At 73.7% G+C, this 16906-nt stretch carries 14 protein-coding genes; 8 read left to right on the forward strand and 6 right to left on the reverse strand.

Features of this window, described 5'->3' with window-relative positions:
* Positions 1–41: 41 nt before the first annotated feature.
* From FHR78_RS13780 to FHR78_RS13790, 3 genes are all read left to right on the forward strand, one after another.
* Positions 42–1589 (forward strand): carboxylesterase family protein, encoded by a 1548-nt coding sequence (locus FHR78_RS13780; protein WP_166761092.1) that lies wholly within the window; start codon positions 42–44, stop codon positions 1587–1589.
* Positions 1590–1694: 105 nt separating this feature from the next.
* Positions 1695–3002: an inorganic phosphate transporter gene (locus tag FHR78_RS13785; protein WP_166761093.1), complete on the forward strand. Its 1308-nt coding sequence runs from the start codon at positions 1695–1697 to the stop codon at positions 3000–3002.
* Positions 2999–3211, forward strand: coding sequence for a hypothetical protein (locus FHR78_RS13790; protein WP_166761094.1), 213 nt, complete (start codon positions 2999–3001; stop codon positions 3209–3211). Before FHR78_RS13785 ends, FHR78_RS13790 begins: the two co-directional genes overlap by 4 nt.
* Positions 3212–3575: 364 nt before the next feature.
* On the opposite strand, the gene FHR78_RS13795 is transcribed toward FHR78_RS13790, so the two are convergent.
* The gene (locus tag FHR78_RS13795) at positions 3576–5102 is read right to left on the reverse strand and encodes an MFS transporter (RefSeq protein ID WP_166761095.1); all 1527 of its coding nucleotides are present in this window, start codon (positions 5100–5102) and stop codon (positions 3576–3578) included.
* Between the two features lie 230 nt (positions 5103–5332).
* On the opposite strand from FHR78_RS13795, the gene FHR78_RS13800 reads away from it, so the two are divergent.
* Positions 5333–6940 carry an aspartate ammonia-lyase gene (locus FHR78_RS13800; protein WP_166761096.1) on the forward strand — a complete coding sequence of 536 codons (1608 nt, stop codon included), beginning with the start codon at positions 5333–5335 and terminating at the stop codon, positions 6938–6940.
* Between the two features lie 27 nt (positions 6941–6967).
* Here FHR78_RS13800 and FHR78_RS13805 read toward each other — a convergent pair whose 3' ends face one another.
* Complete coding sequence (locus tag FHR78_RS13805) at positions 6968–8098, reverse strand: YihY/virulence factor BrkB family protein (RefSeq protein ID WP_166761097.1); 1131 nt, start codon at positions 8096–8098, stop codon at positions 6968–6970.
* An 86-nt stretch (positions 8099–8184) separates the two neighbouring features.
* On the opposite strand from FHR78_RS13805, the gene FHR78_RS13810 reads away from it, so the two are divergent.
* Positions 8185–9630: a PrsW family intramembrane metalloprotease gene (locus FHR78_RS13810; protein ID WP_166761098.1), complete on the forward strand. Its 1446-nt coding sequence runs from the start codon at positions 8185–8187 to the stop codon at positions 9628–9630.
* Here the strand turns inward: FHR78_RS13810 and FHR78_RS13815 are convergent.
* The gene (locus FHR78_RS13815) at positions 9627–10976 is read right to left on the reverse strand and encodes an MFS transporter (protein WP_166761099.1); all 1350 of its coding nucleotides are present in this window, start codon (positions 10974–10976) and stop codon (positions 9627–9629) included. The genes FHR78_RS13810 and FHR78_RS13815 overlap by 4 nt on opposite strands.
* 99 nt (positions 10977–11075) lie before the next feature.
* Between FHR78_RS13815 and FHR78_RS13820 the strand changes: the two genes are divergently transcribed.
* The 3 genes from FHR78_RS13820 to FHR78_RS13830 all read left to right on the forward strand — a co-directional run bounded on the left by FHR78_RS13820 (position 11076) and on the right by FHR78_RS13830 (position 14693).
* Entirely contained in the window at positions 11076–11450 is a 375-nt protein-coding gene (locus FHR78_RS13820) for an FKBP-type peptidyl-prolyl cis-trans isomerase (protein WP_166761100.1), read from the forward strand.
* The gene (locus FHR78_RS13825; protein ID WP_208393218.1) at positions 11450–12280 is read left to right on the forward strand and encodes an aldo/keto reductase; all 831 of its coding nucleotides are present in this window, start codon (positions 11450–11452) and stop codon (positions 12278–12280) included. Before FHR78_RS13820 ends, FHR78_RS13825 begins: the two co-directional genes overlap by 1 nt.
* Before the next feature lie 130 nt (positions 12281–12410).
* Positions 12411–14693 (forward strand): HelD family protein, encoded by a 2283-nt coding sequence (locus FHR78_RS13830; RefSeq protein ID WP_166761197.1) that lies wholly within the window; start codon positions 12411–12413, stop codon positions 14691–14693.
* A gap of 115 nt (positions 14694–14808) precedes the next feature.
* Here the strand turns inward: FHR78_RS13830 and FHR78_RS13835 are convergent, their stop codons facing one another.
* From FHR78_RS13835 to FHR78_RS13845, 3 genes are read right to left on the reverse strand one after another with little or no spacing between them, the layout of a single operon-like run.
* Complete coding sequence (locus tag FHR78_RS13835) at positions 14809–15408, reverse strand: hypothetical protein (RefSeq protein WP_166761101.1); 600 nt, start codon at positions 15406–15408, stop codon at positions 14809–14811.
* 4 nt (positions 15409–15412) lie between these two features.
* Positions 15413–15769 carry a protealysin inhibitor emfourin gene (locus tag FHR78_RS13840; RefSeq protein ID WP_166761102.1) on the reverse strand — a complete coding sequence of 119 codons (357 nt, stop codon included), beginning with the start codon at positions 15767–15769 and terminating at the stop codon, positions 15413–15415.
* 31 nt (positions 15770–15800) lie between these two features.
* The gene (locus FHR78_RS13845; RefSeq protein WP_166761103.1) at positions 15801–16844 is read right to left on the reverse strand and encodes a M4 family metallopeptidase; all 1044 of its coding nucleotides are present in this window, start codon (positions 16842–16844) and stop codon (positions 15801–15803) included.
* Between the last annotated feature and the right edge of the window lie 62 nt (positions 16845–16906).

The raw sequence follows: 16906 nt of genomic DNA on the forward strand, positions 1-16906 counted from the left end.
CGGCGGGGGTGCCGCGGCCCGTCGGCTCGTAGAGTCGGGTCGTGACCGCTGCCCCCGACGACGACCCGCTGCTGCGCGAGACCACGGGCGGCCTCGTCCGCGGGGCGGACCGGCGGGGCGTGCTCGCCTGGCGGGGCATCCCGTACGCGGCGGCCCCGACCGGCGCTCGCCGGTTCCGCGCCCCCGTCCGGCCCGACCCGTGGTCGGGCGTGCGCGACGCCGCGCGCTTCGGCCCGGCCGCGCCGCAGGACCGCGGCCAGTTCGTGGGCGTCGACCGTCGCACGCCCCTCGACGAGGACTGCCTCACCGTCAACGTCGTCGCGCCCCGCGGCTCCCGGCCGGGCGACCGCCTCCCGGTGCTCGTCTACGTGCACGGAGGCGCCTACAGCGTCGGCTCGTCGCGCGAGTACCCGAGGCAGGGCGAGACGCTCGTCCGCGAGTCGGGCATCGTCTACGTCAGCCTCAACTACCGCCTCGGCGCGCTCGGCTGGCTCGACCTGTCGCACTGGTCGACGGCCAAGCGGCCGATCGAGTCGAACCTCGGCCTCCGCGACCAGGTGGCGGCCCTGGAGTGGGTGCGCGACAACGTCGCCCGCTTCGGCGGCGACCCCGACGCGGTCACGCTCTCGGGCGAGAGCTCGGGCGGCGCCGCGGTGACCACGCTGATGACCGTGCCGTCGGCCCGCGGCCTGTTCGCCCGGGCGATCGCCCAGAGCTCGCCGACCAACGCGGTCTACCTGCCGGCCGTGACCCGGCGGTGGGGCGCCGAGTACCTCGAGCTGCTCAGCCACCAGGTCCGCGACGACGACCTCGAGTCGACGTCGCTCGACGACGCGGCCCGGATGCTCGAGGAGGCGCCGGTCGCCTCGATCGTGCGGGCGGCGGCCGAGCTGCAGCTGCGCACCCCGGACGAGGCGCCCGGCACGATCTGCTTCTGTCCCGTCATCGACGGCGACGTGCTCCCCGAGCGGCCGCTCGACGCCTTCAAGGCCGGCCGGGCGCACCCCGTCCCGCTCGTCATCGGCACGAACGACCGCGAGGGCTCGGTCTTCACCGGGCGGCGCGACATCCTCGCGACGACGAAGCCGCGCATCCGGGCGATCTTCGCCGCGACGGCCAAGCCGTCGCGCAAGGCGATCAAGCGGCTGTACCCGGGTCTGCCCGACCGGCCGGCGGCGCTCGACTTCGGCGGCGACTACGCCTTCTGGTTCCCGACCGTCAAGGTCGCCGAGCGGCACTCGCGGCACCAGGAGGTCCGCTTCTACCGGTTCGACGCCGCCACGCGCATCCTGCGGGTGGCCGGGGTCGACGCGTTCCACGGGCTCGAGCTGTGGGCGCTGTACGACCGGATGGGCACGCCGTTCGGCTGGGCGATGAGCCTGCTCGGCGGGCGTCGCGCGTTCCTCCGCACCGCCGACCGCATGCGCGCCCGGTGGGTCGAGTTCGTCACGACGGGCACGGTGGCGGACTGGCCCCCGTACGAGCCCGAGCGGCGGCGCACGCTCGTGATCGACGCGGTCGACCGCGTCGAGGACGACCCGCGCGGCGACCGGCGCCGGGCCTGGCAGGAGTTCGTGCCGCACGTCTGAGGCGAGCGGCGCCGGGGCGGACCCGGACACCTGTCGTCCACCTCCTCGATGCGTGCCGTGCACCGTCGAGTTGACCGGCGTTCACCGGGGTGCGAGTGTTGCCCGGTGGATCTCACGCTCATCGTCGTCCTGGTCATCGCACTGGCCCTCTTCTTCGACTTCACCAACGGGTTCCACGACACGGCCAACGCCATGGCGACCCCGATCGCGACGGGGGCGATGAAGCCCAAGGTCGCCGTCACCGTCGCCGCGGTGCTCAACCTCGTGGGGGCGTTCCTCAGCACCGAGGTCGCCAAGACGGTGTCGGGGGGCATCATCCGCGAGGGCGACGGCGGGGTGCAGATCTCGCCCGAGATGATCTTCGCGGGCCTGATCGGCGCCGTGGTCTGGAACATGTTCACCTGGCTGCGCGGCCTGCCCTCGAGCTCGTCGCACGCGCTCTTCGGCGGCCTCATCGGGGCCGCGGTCGTCGGCGCGGGCATCACCTCGGTCGACTTCTCGGTCGTGCTGTCCAAGGTGGTGCTGCCCGCCCTGCTGGCGCCGCTCATCGCGGGCCTCGTCGGGTACACGGCCACCCGGCTCGCCTACCGGATCACCCGGCGCCGCGACGACAAGAGCGAGCGCGGGGGGTTCCGTTACGGGCAGATCTTCACCTCGTCGCTCGTCGCGCTCGCGCACGGCACGAACGACGCGCAGAAGACGATGGGCGTCATCACGCTGACCCTCATCGCCTCGGGCGCCCTCGGCGCGGGCTCCGGGCCGCCGCTCTGGGTCGTCGTGGTCTGCGCCTTCGCCATCGCGCTCGGCACCTACACCGGCGGTTGGCGCATCATCCAGACCATGGGCGGCGGCCTCACCGAGGTCAAGCCGACCCAGGGCTTCTCCGCCGAGGCGTCGACCACGGCCACCGTGCTCGCCTCGAGCCACCTCGGCTTCGCGCTCTCGACCACGCAGGTGGCCAGCGGCTCGATCATCGGCGCCGGGCTCGGCCGCCGCGGGTCGAAGATCCAGTGGAGCACCGCCGGCAAGATCGTCGCCGCCTGGTTCATCACGCTCCCCGCGAGCGCCGCCGTCGGGGCCGTCGCCGCCTTCGTCGCCTCGCTCGGCACCGCCGGCCTGGTCGTCGACGCGATCGTGGGCGTCGCCGTGATCGCCGGCATCTTCCTGCTCTCGCGGCGCCGTCCGCACGACCAGTCGTCGGCCATGGAGGTCGACGTGGCGGCGACGAGCGTGCTGTCCCGCCGCCGCGCGCGCCGCGCCGAGAAGCGCGGGCGCGTCGACACGCCCGCCGGCGGCATCGAGGCGCCGTTCGTGCGGATCGACGACCCCCCGGTCGCGACGACTGCCGCCGCCGCCGACCGGTCCGCACGCACCGACCGCACCGACCGCACCGACGAGGAGCCCACCCGATGAGCATCGACTGGTCCGCCTTCGTCACCGTCGCCCTCGTGTCGCTGTTCTCCGCGGCGGCGCTCGTGACGGTCTACTCGCTGGGCCTCCGCCTCCTCACGGTCGACGACCGCAGCACGGTGCGCACGGTCGCGGGCTGGGCCTGCTTCGTGGTCTGCGGCCTGGGCGTGCTCTACGGGATCTACCTGATCGTCCCGGCACTGCACCGCTGAGCGGTCGGTCCCGCCGCGTCCACGAACCGCCGATCCGCTGAGCGGTCCGTGCCGCCGAGCCGCGCCGCACCGTCCGCCGTCCCTTCTCGTCGTTCAGGAACTCGGCCCCGCCGGGTCTTGATCCGTGCACGATCCAGGACTCCTGCGTCCTGAGTCGCGCGGATCAGGCCGCACGTTCCTGAACGAGGGAGGGCGGGGCGCGGGTCGGGCGTCCCCTCTCGTCGTTCAGGAACGCGGCCCCGCCGGGTCCTGACCCGTGCACGACTCAGGACTCCCCGGTCCTGAGTCGCGCGGATCAGGACGCGTCCTCCTGAACGAGGGAGGGCGAGGGGGCGAGGGAGGGCGAGGGCCGAGGAGGCGCGGGTCAGCGGGTCCGGACCGGCCCGGTCGGCAGCGCCGCGTCCGCGTACTCCGGCTCGCGCCGGGGGATCGCCAGGGCCAGCAGCACGCTGAGCAGGGCGACGGCGCCGCCGATCACGAACGTCAGGCGGAAGCCGGCCTCGGTGGGCACCGAGACGTCGCCGAACGGCATCGAGTTCGCGGTGAGCAGCAGGCCGATCACGGCCGAGGCGCTCGTCGTGCCGAGCGAGCGCATCAGGGTGTTGAGGCCGTTGGCGGCCGCGGTCTCGGTCGCCGGCACGGCGTGCATGATGAGCGTCGGCATGGCCGCGTACGCGAGCCCGATGCCGAAGCCGATCAACACCGAGACGAGCACGATCTGCCAGACCTGGTCGAAGGCGACCGCCGCGACGGCGTAGCTCAGCACGATGATCGACCCGCCGACGACGAGGCAGAGCCGGGCGCCGAAGCGGGCGGTGGCGCGGGCCGCGACGGGGGCCATGAGCATCATGACGACGCCCGACGGCGCGAGGCACAGCGACGCGACCATGATCGTCTGGCCGAGCCCGACGCCCGTCTCGGCCGGCAGCTCGAGCAGCTGCGGCAGCGACACGTTGCTGCCGAAGAGCGCGAAGCCGAGCGCGACGGACGCGAGGTTGGTCAGCAGCACGGCCGGGCGCACGGCGACGCGCAGGTCGACGAGCGGGCTGGCGACGCGCAGCTGGTAGACGCCCCACAGGACGAGGACGGCGAGGCCGACCAGGCCGGAGGCGAGGGTCGCGCCGCTGAGCCAGCCCCAGTCGTTGCCCTTCGAGACCGCGAGCAGCACGCCGGTGAGCCCGACGGCCAGGCCGATCGCGCCCGGCAGGTCGAACCGGCCCTCGGTGCGCAGGGTGCTCGCCGGCACGAGCCAGGCCACGAGGGCGAAGACGACGGCGCCGAGCAGCGCGGCCGTCCAGAACAGCACGTGCCAGTCGAAGGTCACCGAGATCCAGGCGCTGAGCGGCAGGCCGACGGCGCCGCCGAAGCCGAGGGTCGCGCTGACGAGCGCGACCGCGCCGCCGAGGCGCTCGGGCGGCAGGGTGTCGCGGAGGATGCTGATGGCCAGCGGGATGATGCCGAGGGCCGTCCCCTGCAGGGCGCGGCCGACGATGAGCGGCACGAGCTCGGAGGTGGAGGCGGCGATCACCGACCCGACGATCATCACGACGACGAGCGCGAGCACGATGCGGCGCTTGCCCATGAGGTCGCCGAGGCGGCCCGCGATGGGGGTGACGACGGCGCCGGCGAGCAGGGTCGCCGTGATGATCCAGGGCGTGTCGGCGGGGTCGGCGTCGAGCAGCTCGGGGAACGACGGCACGATCGGGATGACGAGCATCTGCATGAGCGCGGCGACGAGGCCGGAGAAGGCGAGCACCGCCGTCACGACGCGCGGGTCGGGCGTGCGCGTCAGGCGGCGACGCTCGGCGGGGGTCAGCGAGGAGGAGCCTCGCGGCGACGGGCCGCCCTCGGGGGCGTCGGGGCGGGCGTCGTCGTGTGTCGTCTGGGTCATTCGTCTTCTCTGCTGGTGGCCTGGCGGCACGGCGCGGCGACGCGTCGGTGCAGGGTGTGCAACTCGGGCGGCGTCGAGAAGCTTCCCACGGTTCTCGAGGGTGGTCGACATGTGTCGTGGTTCTCTGCGGGACCGGGACCGCGCCTCCTCGGCTCGCTAGGCTCGGGACGGCCCACCGTCGTGGCCCACGAGGCCGCGGCGGCGAACGACGACGACGGAGGCACGACACCGTGACGACCGACAGCTCCCGCACCGACGACCAGCCGGACGCCGGCACCGACGACCTCGACGGGCGGCCCGACGACCGGGCGGCGTCGCGCGGCCGCCGCTCCGCCGGCCCGAGCACCCGCACCGAGACCGACTCGCTCGGCAGCCGCGAGGTGCCCGCCGACGCCTACTGGGGCATCCACACGGCTCGTGCGCTCGAGAACTTCCCGATCAGCCAGCGCCCCATCTCCGTCTACCCCGACCTCGTGATCGCGCTCGCGCTCGTCAAGCAGGCCGCGGCCCGCGCGAACGTCGAGATCGGCGTGCTCGAGCGGCACAAGGCCGAGGCCATCGAGCGGGCCTGCGTCGAGATCCGCGAGGGCGCCCTGCACGACCAGTTCGCGGTCGGCGTCATCCAGGGAGGCGCGGGCACGAGCACGAACATGAACAGCAACGAGGTGATCGCCAACCGCGCCCTCGAGCTGCTGGGCCACGCCAAGGGCGAGTACGAGCACCTGCACCCGATCGACGACGTCAACCGCAGCCAGAGCACCAACGACACCTACCCGACCTCGGTGAAGATCGGGATGGTGCTCACGCTCCGCCGCCTCCTCGACGAGCTCGACCTGCTCGCCACCGCGTTCGCGACCAAGGGCGCCGAGTTCCACGACGTGCTCAAGGTCGGCCGCACCCAGCTGCAGGACGCCGTGCCGATGACACTGGGGCAGGAGTTCGTCGGCTTCGCCCACACCCTCGGCGAGGACGTCCAGCGCCTCCGCGACGTCGTGCCCCTGCTCGGCGAGATCAACCTCGGCGCCACGGCCATCGGCACCGGCATCACGGCCGACCCCCAGTACGCCGAGGCCGTGCGCCGCCACCTCGGCGAGCTGTCGGGCATGGACCTCGTCACCGCGCCCGACCTGATCGAGGCGACCAGCGACACGGGCGTGTTCATGACGCTGAGCGGCGCGCTCAAGCGCAGCGCCATCAAGCTCTCGAAGATCTGCAACGACCTGCGCCTGCTCTCGTCGGGGCCGCAGGCCGGCATCGGCGAGATCACGCTGCCGCCGCGCCAGGCCGGGTCGTCGATCATGCCCGGCAAGGTCAACCCCGTCATCCCCGAGGTCGTCAACCAGGTCGCCTTCTCGGTGGCGGGGGCCGACGTGACCGTCACCATGGCGGCCGAGGCCGGTCAGCTGCAGCTGAACGCGTTCGAGCCCGTCATCACCCACTCGGTGATGCAGAGCCTGCAGTGGATGACCTACGCCTGCCGCACGCTGCGGGTCAACTGCGTCGACGGCATCCAGGCGAACCGCGCCCGCCTCACGCAGCAGGTCGAGACGAACGTCGGCAGCGTCACCGCCCTCACGCCCTACATCGGCTACGCGGCCGCGGCCGCCATCGCCCACACGGCGCTCACGACGAACGCCCCGATCGCGACGCTCGTCGTCGCGGCGGGCCTGATGAGCGAGCAGCAGGTGCAGAAGGTCCTGTCGCCCGCCCGCCTGTCGGGCCTCGAGGCCGTGACCAGCGCCATCCCCGTCATCGAGGTCGACGACCCCGCCGCCGCCGTCGCGCGGGCCGCCAACACGACCGGCGCCCGCAACCCGGGCGACGAGACGGCCGGCTGAGCCGACGGCGTCGCGCGGCGGGCGACGTCAGTCGGCCGAGACCGGCTCGCCGCGGTCGCGCTCGCGGTCGTCGGCGCCGGGGCGTTCCTCGCGCACGCGCAGGTGCAGGTGGTCGCCCCGCAGGTGCAGGTGGCGCAGCTCGTCGGCCTCGAGCACGCCGCCGTTCTCGCGCAGGGCGCGCTCGCGCAGCGCACGCCCGACCCGGACGTCCCACGCGCTGTTCCGGGCGAGGATGTGGGCCCGCGCCGTGTCGCGCATCGGCAGGGGGATGACCTCCTCGGCCTGCACGCCGCGCCGCAGCTGACGCATCCGCAGCACCTCGCTGTCGAGCTCGCCGCCGATCACGAGCACGAAGTTGCTGATGTACGAGTACAGCAGCACGACGACGACGCCGCCGAGCCAGCCGTAGAAGCGGTCGTAGTTCGAGACGGTCGACACGTAGAGGGCGAAGCCGAGCGTGCAGACGGCCCAGATGACGAGGGCGAACATGGCGCCGTACGACACCCAGCGCAGCCGCGGCGGCCGCACGTTCGGGGTGAAGTAGTAGAGCATGGCGACGGCGAACACCGCGAGCGCGGCGATGACCGGCCACTTGACCACGTTGTACAGCGTGAACCAGGGCTCGCCGAAGCCGGCCGCCTCGCCGATGCCGACGAAGAGCGTCGGGGTGACGAGCAGCAGCGCGGCGATGACGGCGAACGACACCATGAGCACGAAGGTGACGATCATCATGTGGCCGCGGAACTTCCAGATGCGCCGCCCCTCCTCGACCTCGTAGGCGGTGTTCATCGCCCGGCCGAAGGCGGTCGTGTACGACGACAGCGACCAGAGCGTCAGCCACAGGCCGATGCCGAACGCGACGCCGGGGTTCGACAGGCTGAGCATCTGCTCGAGCGGCCGCCGGAGCGTGTCGATCGCGTCGGGGCTGAGCACGAAGCGGGCGACCTCGAGGATGTCCGTCACCGCCTCCTCGCCGTCCTGGAACAGGGCCACGCCCGAGACCAGCGCCAGCGCCGTCGGCAGGATGGCCAGGGTCGAGAAGAACGTCAGGGAGGCGGCGGCGTCGATCGTGCGGTGCCTCAGGAAGTCGTGCCAGACCCGCATCACGACGTACCGGGTCAGCGACGGGTTCTCGGGGAGGGACCGCGTCGCAGGCATCCCCCGAGGGTACAACGGGGGAGCAGGCGGAGCGCGTCCTCCTCGGGGGCGGGCCGCCGCCTCCTCGGGGCCCTATCGTCGTGGGCATGACGTGGGACGACCCAGGACGACAGATCGCGCCGCTCGGGCAGCCCGCCCGGGCTCCCGAGCCCGTCTGGTGGCCCGTGCAGCCGGTCTTCGCGCAGCCGGCGCCGCCGCGTCGGCCCGTCGCCAGCGGCGTGGCCCTGGCGGTCGGCTTCACCGTCATCGGGGTGTTCGTCCTCGCGGTGGTCGTCTACTTCTTGATCTTCCTGTCGCCGGCCGTCATCCTCGCCGCGAGCCTCCTCGCCTTCGTGCCGCTGGGGATCGTGGTCGTCGGCATCTGGCTCGTCGACCGGTGGGAGCCCGAGCCGCGCGTCGCCCTGCTCTTCGCGTTCCTCTGGGGCGCGGCCGTGTCGATCAGCACCGCCCTGATCGTCGACTACGTCGTCGGGTCGGTCCAGGGGCTCGTGGGCATCGGCGCGGAGGGCGGCGCCGAGGTCTTCGGCGCGGTCGTCCAGGCGCCGGTCGTCGAGGAGGTCGCCAAGGGCGCCGGGGTGCTGCTCGTCCTGTGGATCTTCCGCCGCCACTTCGACGGGCCGGTCGACGGCGTCGTGTACGCCGCCACCGTGGCCGCGGGCTTCGCCTTCGTCGAGAACATCCAGTACTTCGCGCTGCAGGTCGTCGACGACCAGACGCTCGGCAGCGACGGGCTCGTGTTCGTGTTCGTCGTCCGGGCGCTCATGTCGCCGTTCGCCCACGTGATGTACACGGCCTGCACCGGCATCGCCCTCGGCTGGGCCGCGCGGCGCACGGGCCGCCTCGGGGCCGTCGGCTGGTTCGCGCTCGGCGTCGTCCCCGCCATCGCCCTGCACGCGCTGTGGAACGGCGCCCTCGTCGTCGTCGGCGACGCCTTCTTCGTCTACTACCTGCTCGTGCAGGTGCCGATCTTCGTCGCCATGGTGCTGCTGGTCGTGTTCCTCCGCCGCAACGAGCGACGCGTCACGCACGCGCGCCTCGCTGAGTACGCGGCGGTCGGCTGGTTCAGCGCCGACGAGGTAGGCATGCTCTCGACCGGGGCAGGGCGTCGGCGGGCACGACGCTGGGCGGCCGCCAACGGCACCGGGCCCGCCATGAAGCGGTTCGTGTCGGACGCTACCCGCCTGGCCTTCACCCGGCAGCGGCTCGTCAAGAGCCGCCGCGGGCACGACGAGGGGGCGCGTCGCGACGAGGCCGACCTGCTCGCCGCGCTCGCCGCGAGCCGGGCCGCGCTTCAGGCCCCGCCCGCCGCCTTCGTCGGGTGGCCGCAGCAGCAGCCGGGGCAGCAGCCCGGGTGGCCGCAGCCCGGGTGGCCGCAGCAGCAGGTGCCGCAGCAGGCGTGGGACGAGCAGACGTGGCCGCAGCAGGGGCAGGTGCAGCAGCCCGGCTGGCCCGGTCAGCAGCAGCCCGACTGGCAGGCGGCCCCGCCGACGCACGACCCCTGGGGCCGGCCGCTCCCGCCTCCCGGCCGCTAGGGCGTCGGGTGCTGCGCGTCGTAGGTGCGGAACGCCGGCGTGAGCCGGGCCACCACCGCGATGAGCACGACGATGAGCGCCCCGCCGAGGAGGGGCGGCCAGACGACCCCCGCGGCCGCGACGAGCCCGACGAACAGGTCGCCGACGCGCGGCCCGCCCGTGACCACGACGATGAAGATGCCCTGCAGGCGTCCCCTCATCTGGTCGGGGGCGGCCGTCTGCAGGATGGTCGAGCGGAAGATCGAGCTCACGTTGTCGGCGGCCCCGGCCCCCGCCAGGGCGACCGCCGCGCCGGTCAGCGCGACGAGGTCGGCCTGCCCGAGCCCCTCGGTCAGTCCGCCGTCCCCCCGCGGCACGGTCAGGGCGAGCACGACGCCGAAGGCCGCGATGCAGACGCCGTAGACCGTGATGGCGCGGTCGACCGCGCGGCCCTGCAGCCGCACGTGGCCGAGCCGGCCCGAGAAGACGCTGCTGAGCAACGCGCCCACGGCGTAGGAGGCGGTGAGCACGCCGACCGTCACCGCGCCTCCTCCGATCACCACGGCCCCGACCACGGGGTAGAGCACCCGCGGCTGGCCGAACGTCATCGCGATGACGTCGACGACGAAGGTGGTGCGCACGGTGGGGGCCCGTCGCAGGAACTGCACGCCCTCGATCAGCGAGGCGAGCCCCGGCCGCAGGGCCGTGCCCTCCGGCCGGATCGGCGGCAGCGTCACGATGCCGAGGAAGGCGAACGAGAAGAGCACGACGTCGACCGTGTAGGTCGGCGCGAAGCCGATGCCCGCGACGAGCACGCCCGCCAGGGCGGGCCCCACGGTGAGCATCAGGCCCGTCCCGATGCCGCCGAGCGCCGCCGCGGCGGGCAGCAGCGAGGCCGGCAGGAGGCGCGGCACGATCGACGCCCGTGACGTCGCGATCATCGTGCCCGCGACCGCGTTGACGCAGGTCAGCACGTAGAGCAGGCCCACCTCGTGCAGGCCGAGCCACGCGTGCAGCGCGATGGCGGCCGTCGACATCCAGGCGAAGACGGCGGCCACCAGGGCGACGGTGCGCCGGTCGAAGGCGTCGGCCAGCATGCCGCCCCAGAGCCCGGCGACGATCATCGGCACGAGCGACACGACGCCGACGAGCGCCACCGCGAAGGTCGAGCGGGTGATGTCGTAGACCTCGAGGCCCACGGCGACGAGCGTCAGCTGGGTGCCGATGCCGCTGACGGTGTTGCCGACGAACAGGCGGGCGAAGGCGGGGCTCTGACGCAGGGGCGTGAGGTCGGCGAACACGGGGCGGCGGGGAGTCGCCGCGGGGCCGCTCGAGGGCGGCTCGGGGGCGGGCGGTGGAGTGGACAAGCCTCCATCATGCGCGATGTGCACGTCCCGCGCGCCGTCGGACCCGGCCCGGTCGACGAGGCCGACGACGCGGCGAGGAGGCGGTGGTTGGATGGGGGCATGACCCACGACCCCAGCACCAAGCCCGAGATCGACGCCCCCACCGCTCCCGCTCCCGCCGAGCTCGAGATCACCGACATCACGGTCGGCGACGGCGACGAGGCCACCACCGGCTCGACCGTCAACGTCCACTACGTCGGCGTCGAGTTCGACTCCGGAGAGGAGTTCGACGCGTCGTGGAGCCGCGGCGAGCCCATCAACTTCCCCCTCGCGGCGCTCGTCCGCGGCTGGCAGGAGGGCATCCCCGGCATGAAGGTCGGCGGCCGTCGCCAGCTCGTCGTCCCGCCGCACCTGGCCTACGGCCCCGCCGGCGGCGGCCACCCGCTGTCGGGCAAGACCCTCATCTTCGTGATCGACCTCCTCGGCGTCAGCTGATGACGGCCCCCTCGATCGGCCTCGCCGACGGCCGGACCATCCCGGCTCTCGGCCTCGGCACGTACGGGATGGACGGCGACGAGGGCGCGAGCCAGGTCGCCACGGCGATCGAGTCCGGCTACCGCCTCCTCGACACCGCCCTCAACTACGGCAACGAGGCGGCCGTCGGCGAGGCCGTCCGCCGCGTCGACGTGCCGCGCGACGAGCTCGTCGTGACCTCGAAGCTGCCCGGTCGGCACCACGGCTACGACGAGACCCTCGCCAGCTTCGAGGAGACCCGCAAGAATCTCGGACTGGACTTCGTCGACCTGTACCTGATCCACTGGCCGCTGCCGCGGGTCGACAAGTACGTCGACTCGTTCCGCGCGTTCGTGAAGCTGCAGGAGGACGGCCTCGTCGGCAGCGTCGGCGTCTCGAACTTCACCGAGCAGCACCTGCAGCGCGTCGCCGACGAGACCGGCGTCGTGCCCGTGGTGAACCAGATCGAGCTGCACCCGTACTTCCCCCAGGCGGGGCTGCGGGCGGTCCACGAGCGCATGGGCATCGTCACCGAGAGCTGGAGCCCGCTCGCCAAGCAGAGCGAGCTGCTGCAGGAGGCGGTGGTCACCGAGATCGCGGCGGCGCACGGCAGGACGCCCACCCAGGTCGTGCTGCGCTGGCACGTCCAGCTCGGCGCCGTGCCCGTGCCGAAGTCGGCCGACCCCGGCCGCCAGCGCGAGAACCTCGACGTCTTCGACTTCGAGCTGTCCGACGACGAGGTCGCCCGCATCAGCGGCCTCGAGCGCGGCCGACTCTGGGACGGCGACCCCGAGACGCACGAAGAGTTCTGACGCCCCGCGCGTCCGCGACCGACACGCCCGTCCCCTCCGTCGAGGGGGCGGGCGTCGTCGTTCGTGGAGCCGGGGCGCGGCGGCGCACAGGTAGACTGGCGTGCCGTCTTTTCCCGAGGGGTGGAGCAACCTGGTGTCATCTGAGCTCGAGCGCGAACGCGCCTACGTGGCCACGCTGTACGCGCGTCTGGACGAGTTGAAGGCCGACGCCCGCGTGCGGCTCGAGCGCACCCGGCGGGAGGCCGTCGGCGGCAACCACCAGAGCCGCAGCGAGCGCGACGCCTTCGCCCGGCTCTACGAGGACACGATCACGCAGCTCGGCGCCGTCGACGAGCGCCTCGCGTTCGGCCGCCTCGAGCTCGAGCGGCCCGACGAGACGGGCAGCGCCCACCGCTACATCGGCCGCGTCGGCCTGCGCGACCGGCAGCACCACCCGATCCTGCTCGACTGGCGGGTGCCCGGCGCGAGCGCCTTCTACCAGGCCACCGCGGCGACGCCGATGGGCGTGCGCGCCCGTCGTCACCTGACCCTCGACGGCCGCACGGTCACCCGCCTCGAGGACGAGGTCTTCGACCCCGACCTCCTCGACCGCGACGACGTCCAGCTGCAGGGCGAGGGCGCCCTGATGGCGGCCCTCACGGCCCAGCGCACGGGTCGCATGACCGACATCGTCGCTACCATCCAGGCCGAGCAGGACGCGATCATCCGCTCCGCCCTCGACGGCGTGCTCGTCGTGCAGGGCGGCCCGGGCACGGGCAAGACCGCGGTCGCGCTGCACCGCGCCGCGTACCTGCTCTACTCGCACCGCGACCGCCTCCGGGGCTCGGGCGTGCTCGTCGTCGGCCCGTCACGGTCGTTCCTGCGCTACATCGAGCAGGTGCTCCCGTCGCTCGGCGAGAGCGGCGTCGTGCTCTCCAGCCTCGGCGGCCTCTACCCCGACCTCGAGACGCAGGTCGACGACGCCCCCGACGTCGCGGCCCTCAAGGGCTCGGCCGAGATGGCCGAGCTGATCAAGCGCGCGGTGCGCTCGCGGCAGGTCAGGCCCAGCCAGGCCACGACCGTCGACGTCAACGGCGAGCGGCTCGTCGTGCCGGCCGAGCTCGTCGGCGACGCCCTGCGCCGTGCGCAGGAGCGGGGCAAGCAGCACAACCTCGGCCGCGTCACCTTCAACAAGGCGGCCCTCTCGGCCCTCACCCGTCTGCTCGTCTCGCAGATGCGCGAGCACGGCACGACCGTCGACGAGTCCGACGAGGCCGTCCTGCGCGAGGACATCCGGCAGTCGCACGACGTCCGGGTGCTGCTGAACACGGCGTGGATGCCGCTCTCGGCCGAGAAGCTCGTCGAGGACCTCTTCGCGCGGCCGAACTGGCTGGCGACGCTCACCCCCCGCTGGACCCCGGAGCAGCGCGCCCTCCTGTTGCGCGCCCGCGGCTCGCAGTTCACGATCTCCGACGTGCCGCTGCTCGACGAGGCGGCCGAGCTGCTGGGCGAGTTCCAGGCCGGGGTCGACCCCGACAAGCTCGCCCGCAAGCAGCAGCGCAAGCGCGACATCGAGAACGCCGAGCGCGCCATCGAGAACATGGGCGTCGAGGGCATGGTGTCGGCCGAGCAGATCGCCGGCGGCTTCGCCGAGCGCGCCGCGTCGATGACCACAGCCGAGCGGGCCGCGGGCGACCGCACCTGGGCCTTCGGGCACGTCGTGGTCGACGAGGCGCAAGAGCTCTCGCCCATGCAGTGGCGCCTGCTGTCGCGCCGGTGCCCGCTGCGCTCGTTCACCGTCGTCGGCGACATCGCCCAGGCGTCGAGCCCGGCCGCCGCCTCCTCGTGGCAGCGGGCGCTCGAGGCGCTGCTCGGCCGTCGCCGCGGGTCGAGCGTCGCCGGCACCACCGCGCCCTGGCGCCTCGAAGAGCTCACGGTCAACTACCGCACGCCGAGCCAGATCGTCGAGCACGCCGAGCGGCTCGCCGTCGCGAACGGGCTGACCGTCACGCCCAGCCGGTCGGTGCGGTCGAGCGAGTGGCCGGTCCGCGAGATCGCGGTGCCCGCGCTCGCCGCGACGGGCGACAGCCGAGGAGGCGCGGCGCACGACGCGCTCGTCGCCGCGGCCGTCGAGGCGGCCGCCGCCGACCGCGGGGTCGACGCCGACGGCACCCTCGCCGTCATCGCGCCGCAGCACCTCGTGGCCGACCTCGTCGCCGGCCTCGAGCCGCTGTTCCCGGGGCAGGTGGCGCCGGGCACGGCGTCCCTCACGAAGCCGATCTCGGTGCTCAGCCCGGCGACGTCGAAGGGCCTCGAGTTCGACGCCGTCGTGCTCGTCGACCCCGAGGGCGTCCGCACGGGCGCGGCCCGGGGCGCGGCGAGCCTCTACGTCGCCATGACCCGGCCGACGCAGCGCCTCACCGTCGTCGGCTAGCGCCGCCTGCACGCTCGGACGGTCGCCAGCGCCGAGGGCGGGTGTTCCGGCTCGAGGGCGGGTCGTCGCCGACCCGCCGTCGGCCCGGAACGCCCGCCCTCGACAGAGCCGGTCCTCAGCGGTAGTCGGGCGGCCAGGCGAACGCGGGAGGCGCGGCGACGGTCTCGCCCCGCGGGGCGAGCACGAGCGCGACGTCCTCGAAGTCGCTCAGGCGGATGCCGGCCGGGTCGCCCGACCAGCGGCTCCCGTCCACGAAGGCGGTCAGCTCGAGGCCGTCGTCGGGGCCGAGGGAGCCGATGCGCACGGCGTCGAGGTGGACGTCCCACTCGGTGAACAGCTGCCCGAGCACGAACGACTCCCGCCGGGGCGACTCGACGTGCACGATGCCCGAGGTGTCGTGGGTGTGCAGGGGAGCGGCGAGCTTCGTGTCGGCGTCGTGGCCGATGTCGCCGGGGATCGTGACGTCCTCGCCGTCGACGGTGATCGAGAGGTGGGTGTGCACGTGCATCGCGAGGTCCTGGCCCCAGACGTTCTGCATGCCCGCGAGCTCGGCCCGGCCCGGCCGGTCGCCCACGTCGGGTACGGGCCACGGGGGAGCGACCTCGGCCCCGACGACCCGGGTGGGCAGCCCCGAGCCGACCACCCCGACGCCGACGGCGCCGCCGGCGACCACGAGCGCGGCGAGGGAGGCGAAGACGACGTCGCGGGACGGCACCCGGTCAGCTCCGCCGGTCGGCGGCGTCCGGTCCGCGGCCGAGCCCAGCGGCGGGGGAGTCGTCGTGCGGCTGGGCCCGTTCGGCGTCGCTGGTCTCGCGCACGCGCTCGACGAGCTCCTTCCAGGGCCCGGTGACCTGCTGCTCGGGCAGCTTCGCCTTCTTCGCGGGGGTCGTCCCGGCCGAGATGAGCCAGACGAAGCGGTCGGGCTGCACGGGCTGGGTCGGGGCGGGCGCCTCCGACCAGGGCACGAGATCGAGCAGGACGAGCCACGATTCGGTGTCGGGCTCGGCGTCGACGTCGACCTGCCAGGTGCGGGTGAGCCCGGCGAAGCCGCCGGACCTCTGGACGGTCACGATCATGGCCGCGATGCTACTCCGCGACCCGGGACGGTCAGGCGACCGGCTCGACGCCCACGCCCCGCCAGCCCGCGACCGTCGCCCGAGCCTCGTCGGAGTCGGCGCCGTAGCGCTCCGTCGCCGCCGCCACGGTGGCCGTGGCGAAGTCCGTGAAGGAGGCGGTCGTCGCGAGCCGGCCGCCGACGAGCGTGTCGTACCAGACCTGCCCGGCCCGCTGCCACGCGCGCCCGCCGAGGGCGTCGGCGACGAGGAAGAACGCGCGGTTCGGGATGCCGGAGTTGAGGTGCACCCCGCCGGAGTCGTCCGTCGTCTCGACGTAGTCGTCCATGTGGGCGGGCTGCGGGTCCGTGCCGAGGACGTCGTCGTCGTAGGCGGTGCCGGGGGCCGACATCGACCGCAGGGCCTTGCCCTGCACGGCCTCGGTGAAGAGCCCCTCGCCGATCAGCCAGGTCGCCTGCTCGGTCGTCTGGTCGAACAGGTGCTGCTCGACGAGCGCACCGAACACGTCGCTGACCGACTCGTTGAGGGCGCCGGACTGCCCCTGGTACTCGAGGTTCGCCGTGTACTGCGTGACCCCGTGGGCGAGCTCGTGCCCGATGACGCTGACCGAGGCCGTGAACCGGCGGAACACCTCGCCGTCCCCGTCGCCGAACACCATGCGCTCGCCGTTCCAGAACGCGTTGTCGTAGTCGCGGCCGTAGTGCACCGTGGCGTCGAGTGGCAGGCCCGCGCCGTCGATGCTCGACCGGCCGTAGGCCTCGGCGAAGAGCGCGTGCGTGGCGCCGAGGGCGTCGTACGCCTCGGTGACGGCGACGTCGTCGCCGGCCGGCTCGCCCTCTCCGCGCACCCGCACGCCGGGCAGCTGCTCGGTGCCCTGGGCGTCCCAGACGGTGCGCTCGACCTCGCGACCGCGGGCGACGGCGCCCTGGCGGACGGGCGGCGCCTCGCTGCGCGCGGCTCGGACCTCGTCGATCTGGAGCAGGCCCTGCCGGGCGGCCTCGGGGGCGCGCGTGAACCGGTCGGTGTCGGCCGCGGCCAGGTGGGCGAGCAGGTACGGGGGGACGATGAACCGTGTCATGGACGAACTCTCGCACCGGCCCCCGACATCGCGGCCGATCGTTCACACGATCGTCACGGGCG

This window comes from Frigoribacterium faeni, from assembly GCF_011761235.1.
Taxonomy (GTDB): domain Bacteria; phylum Actinomycetota; class Actinomycetes; order Actinomycetales; family Microbacteriaceae; genus Frigoribacterium; species Frigoribacterium faeni_A.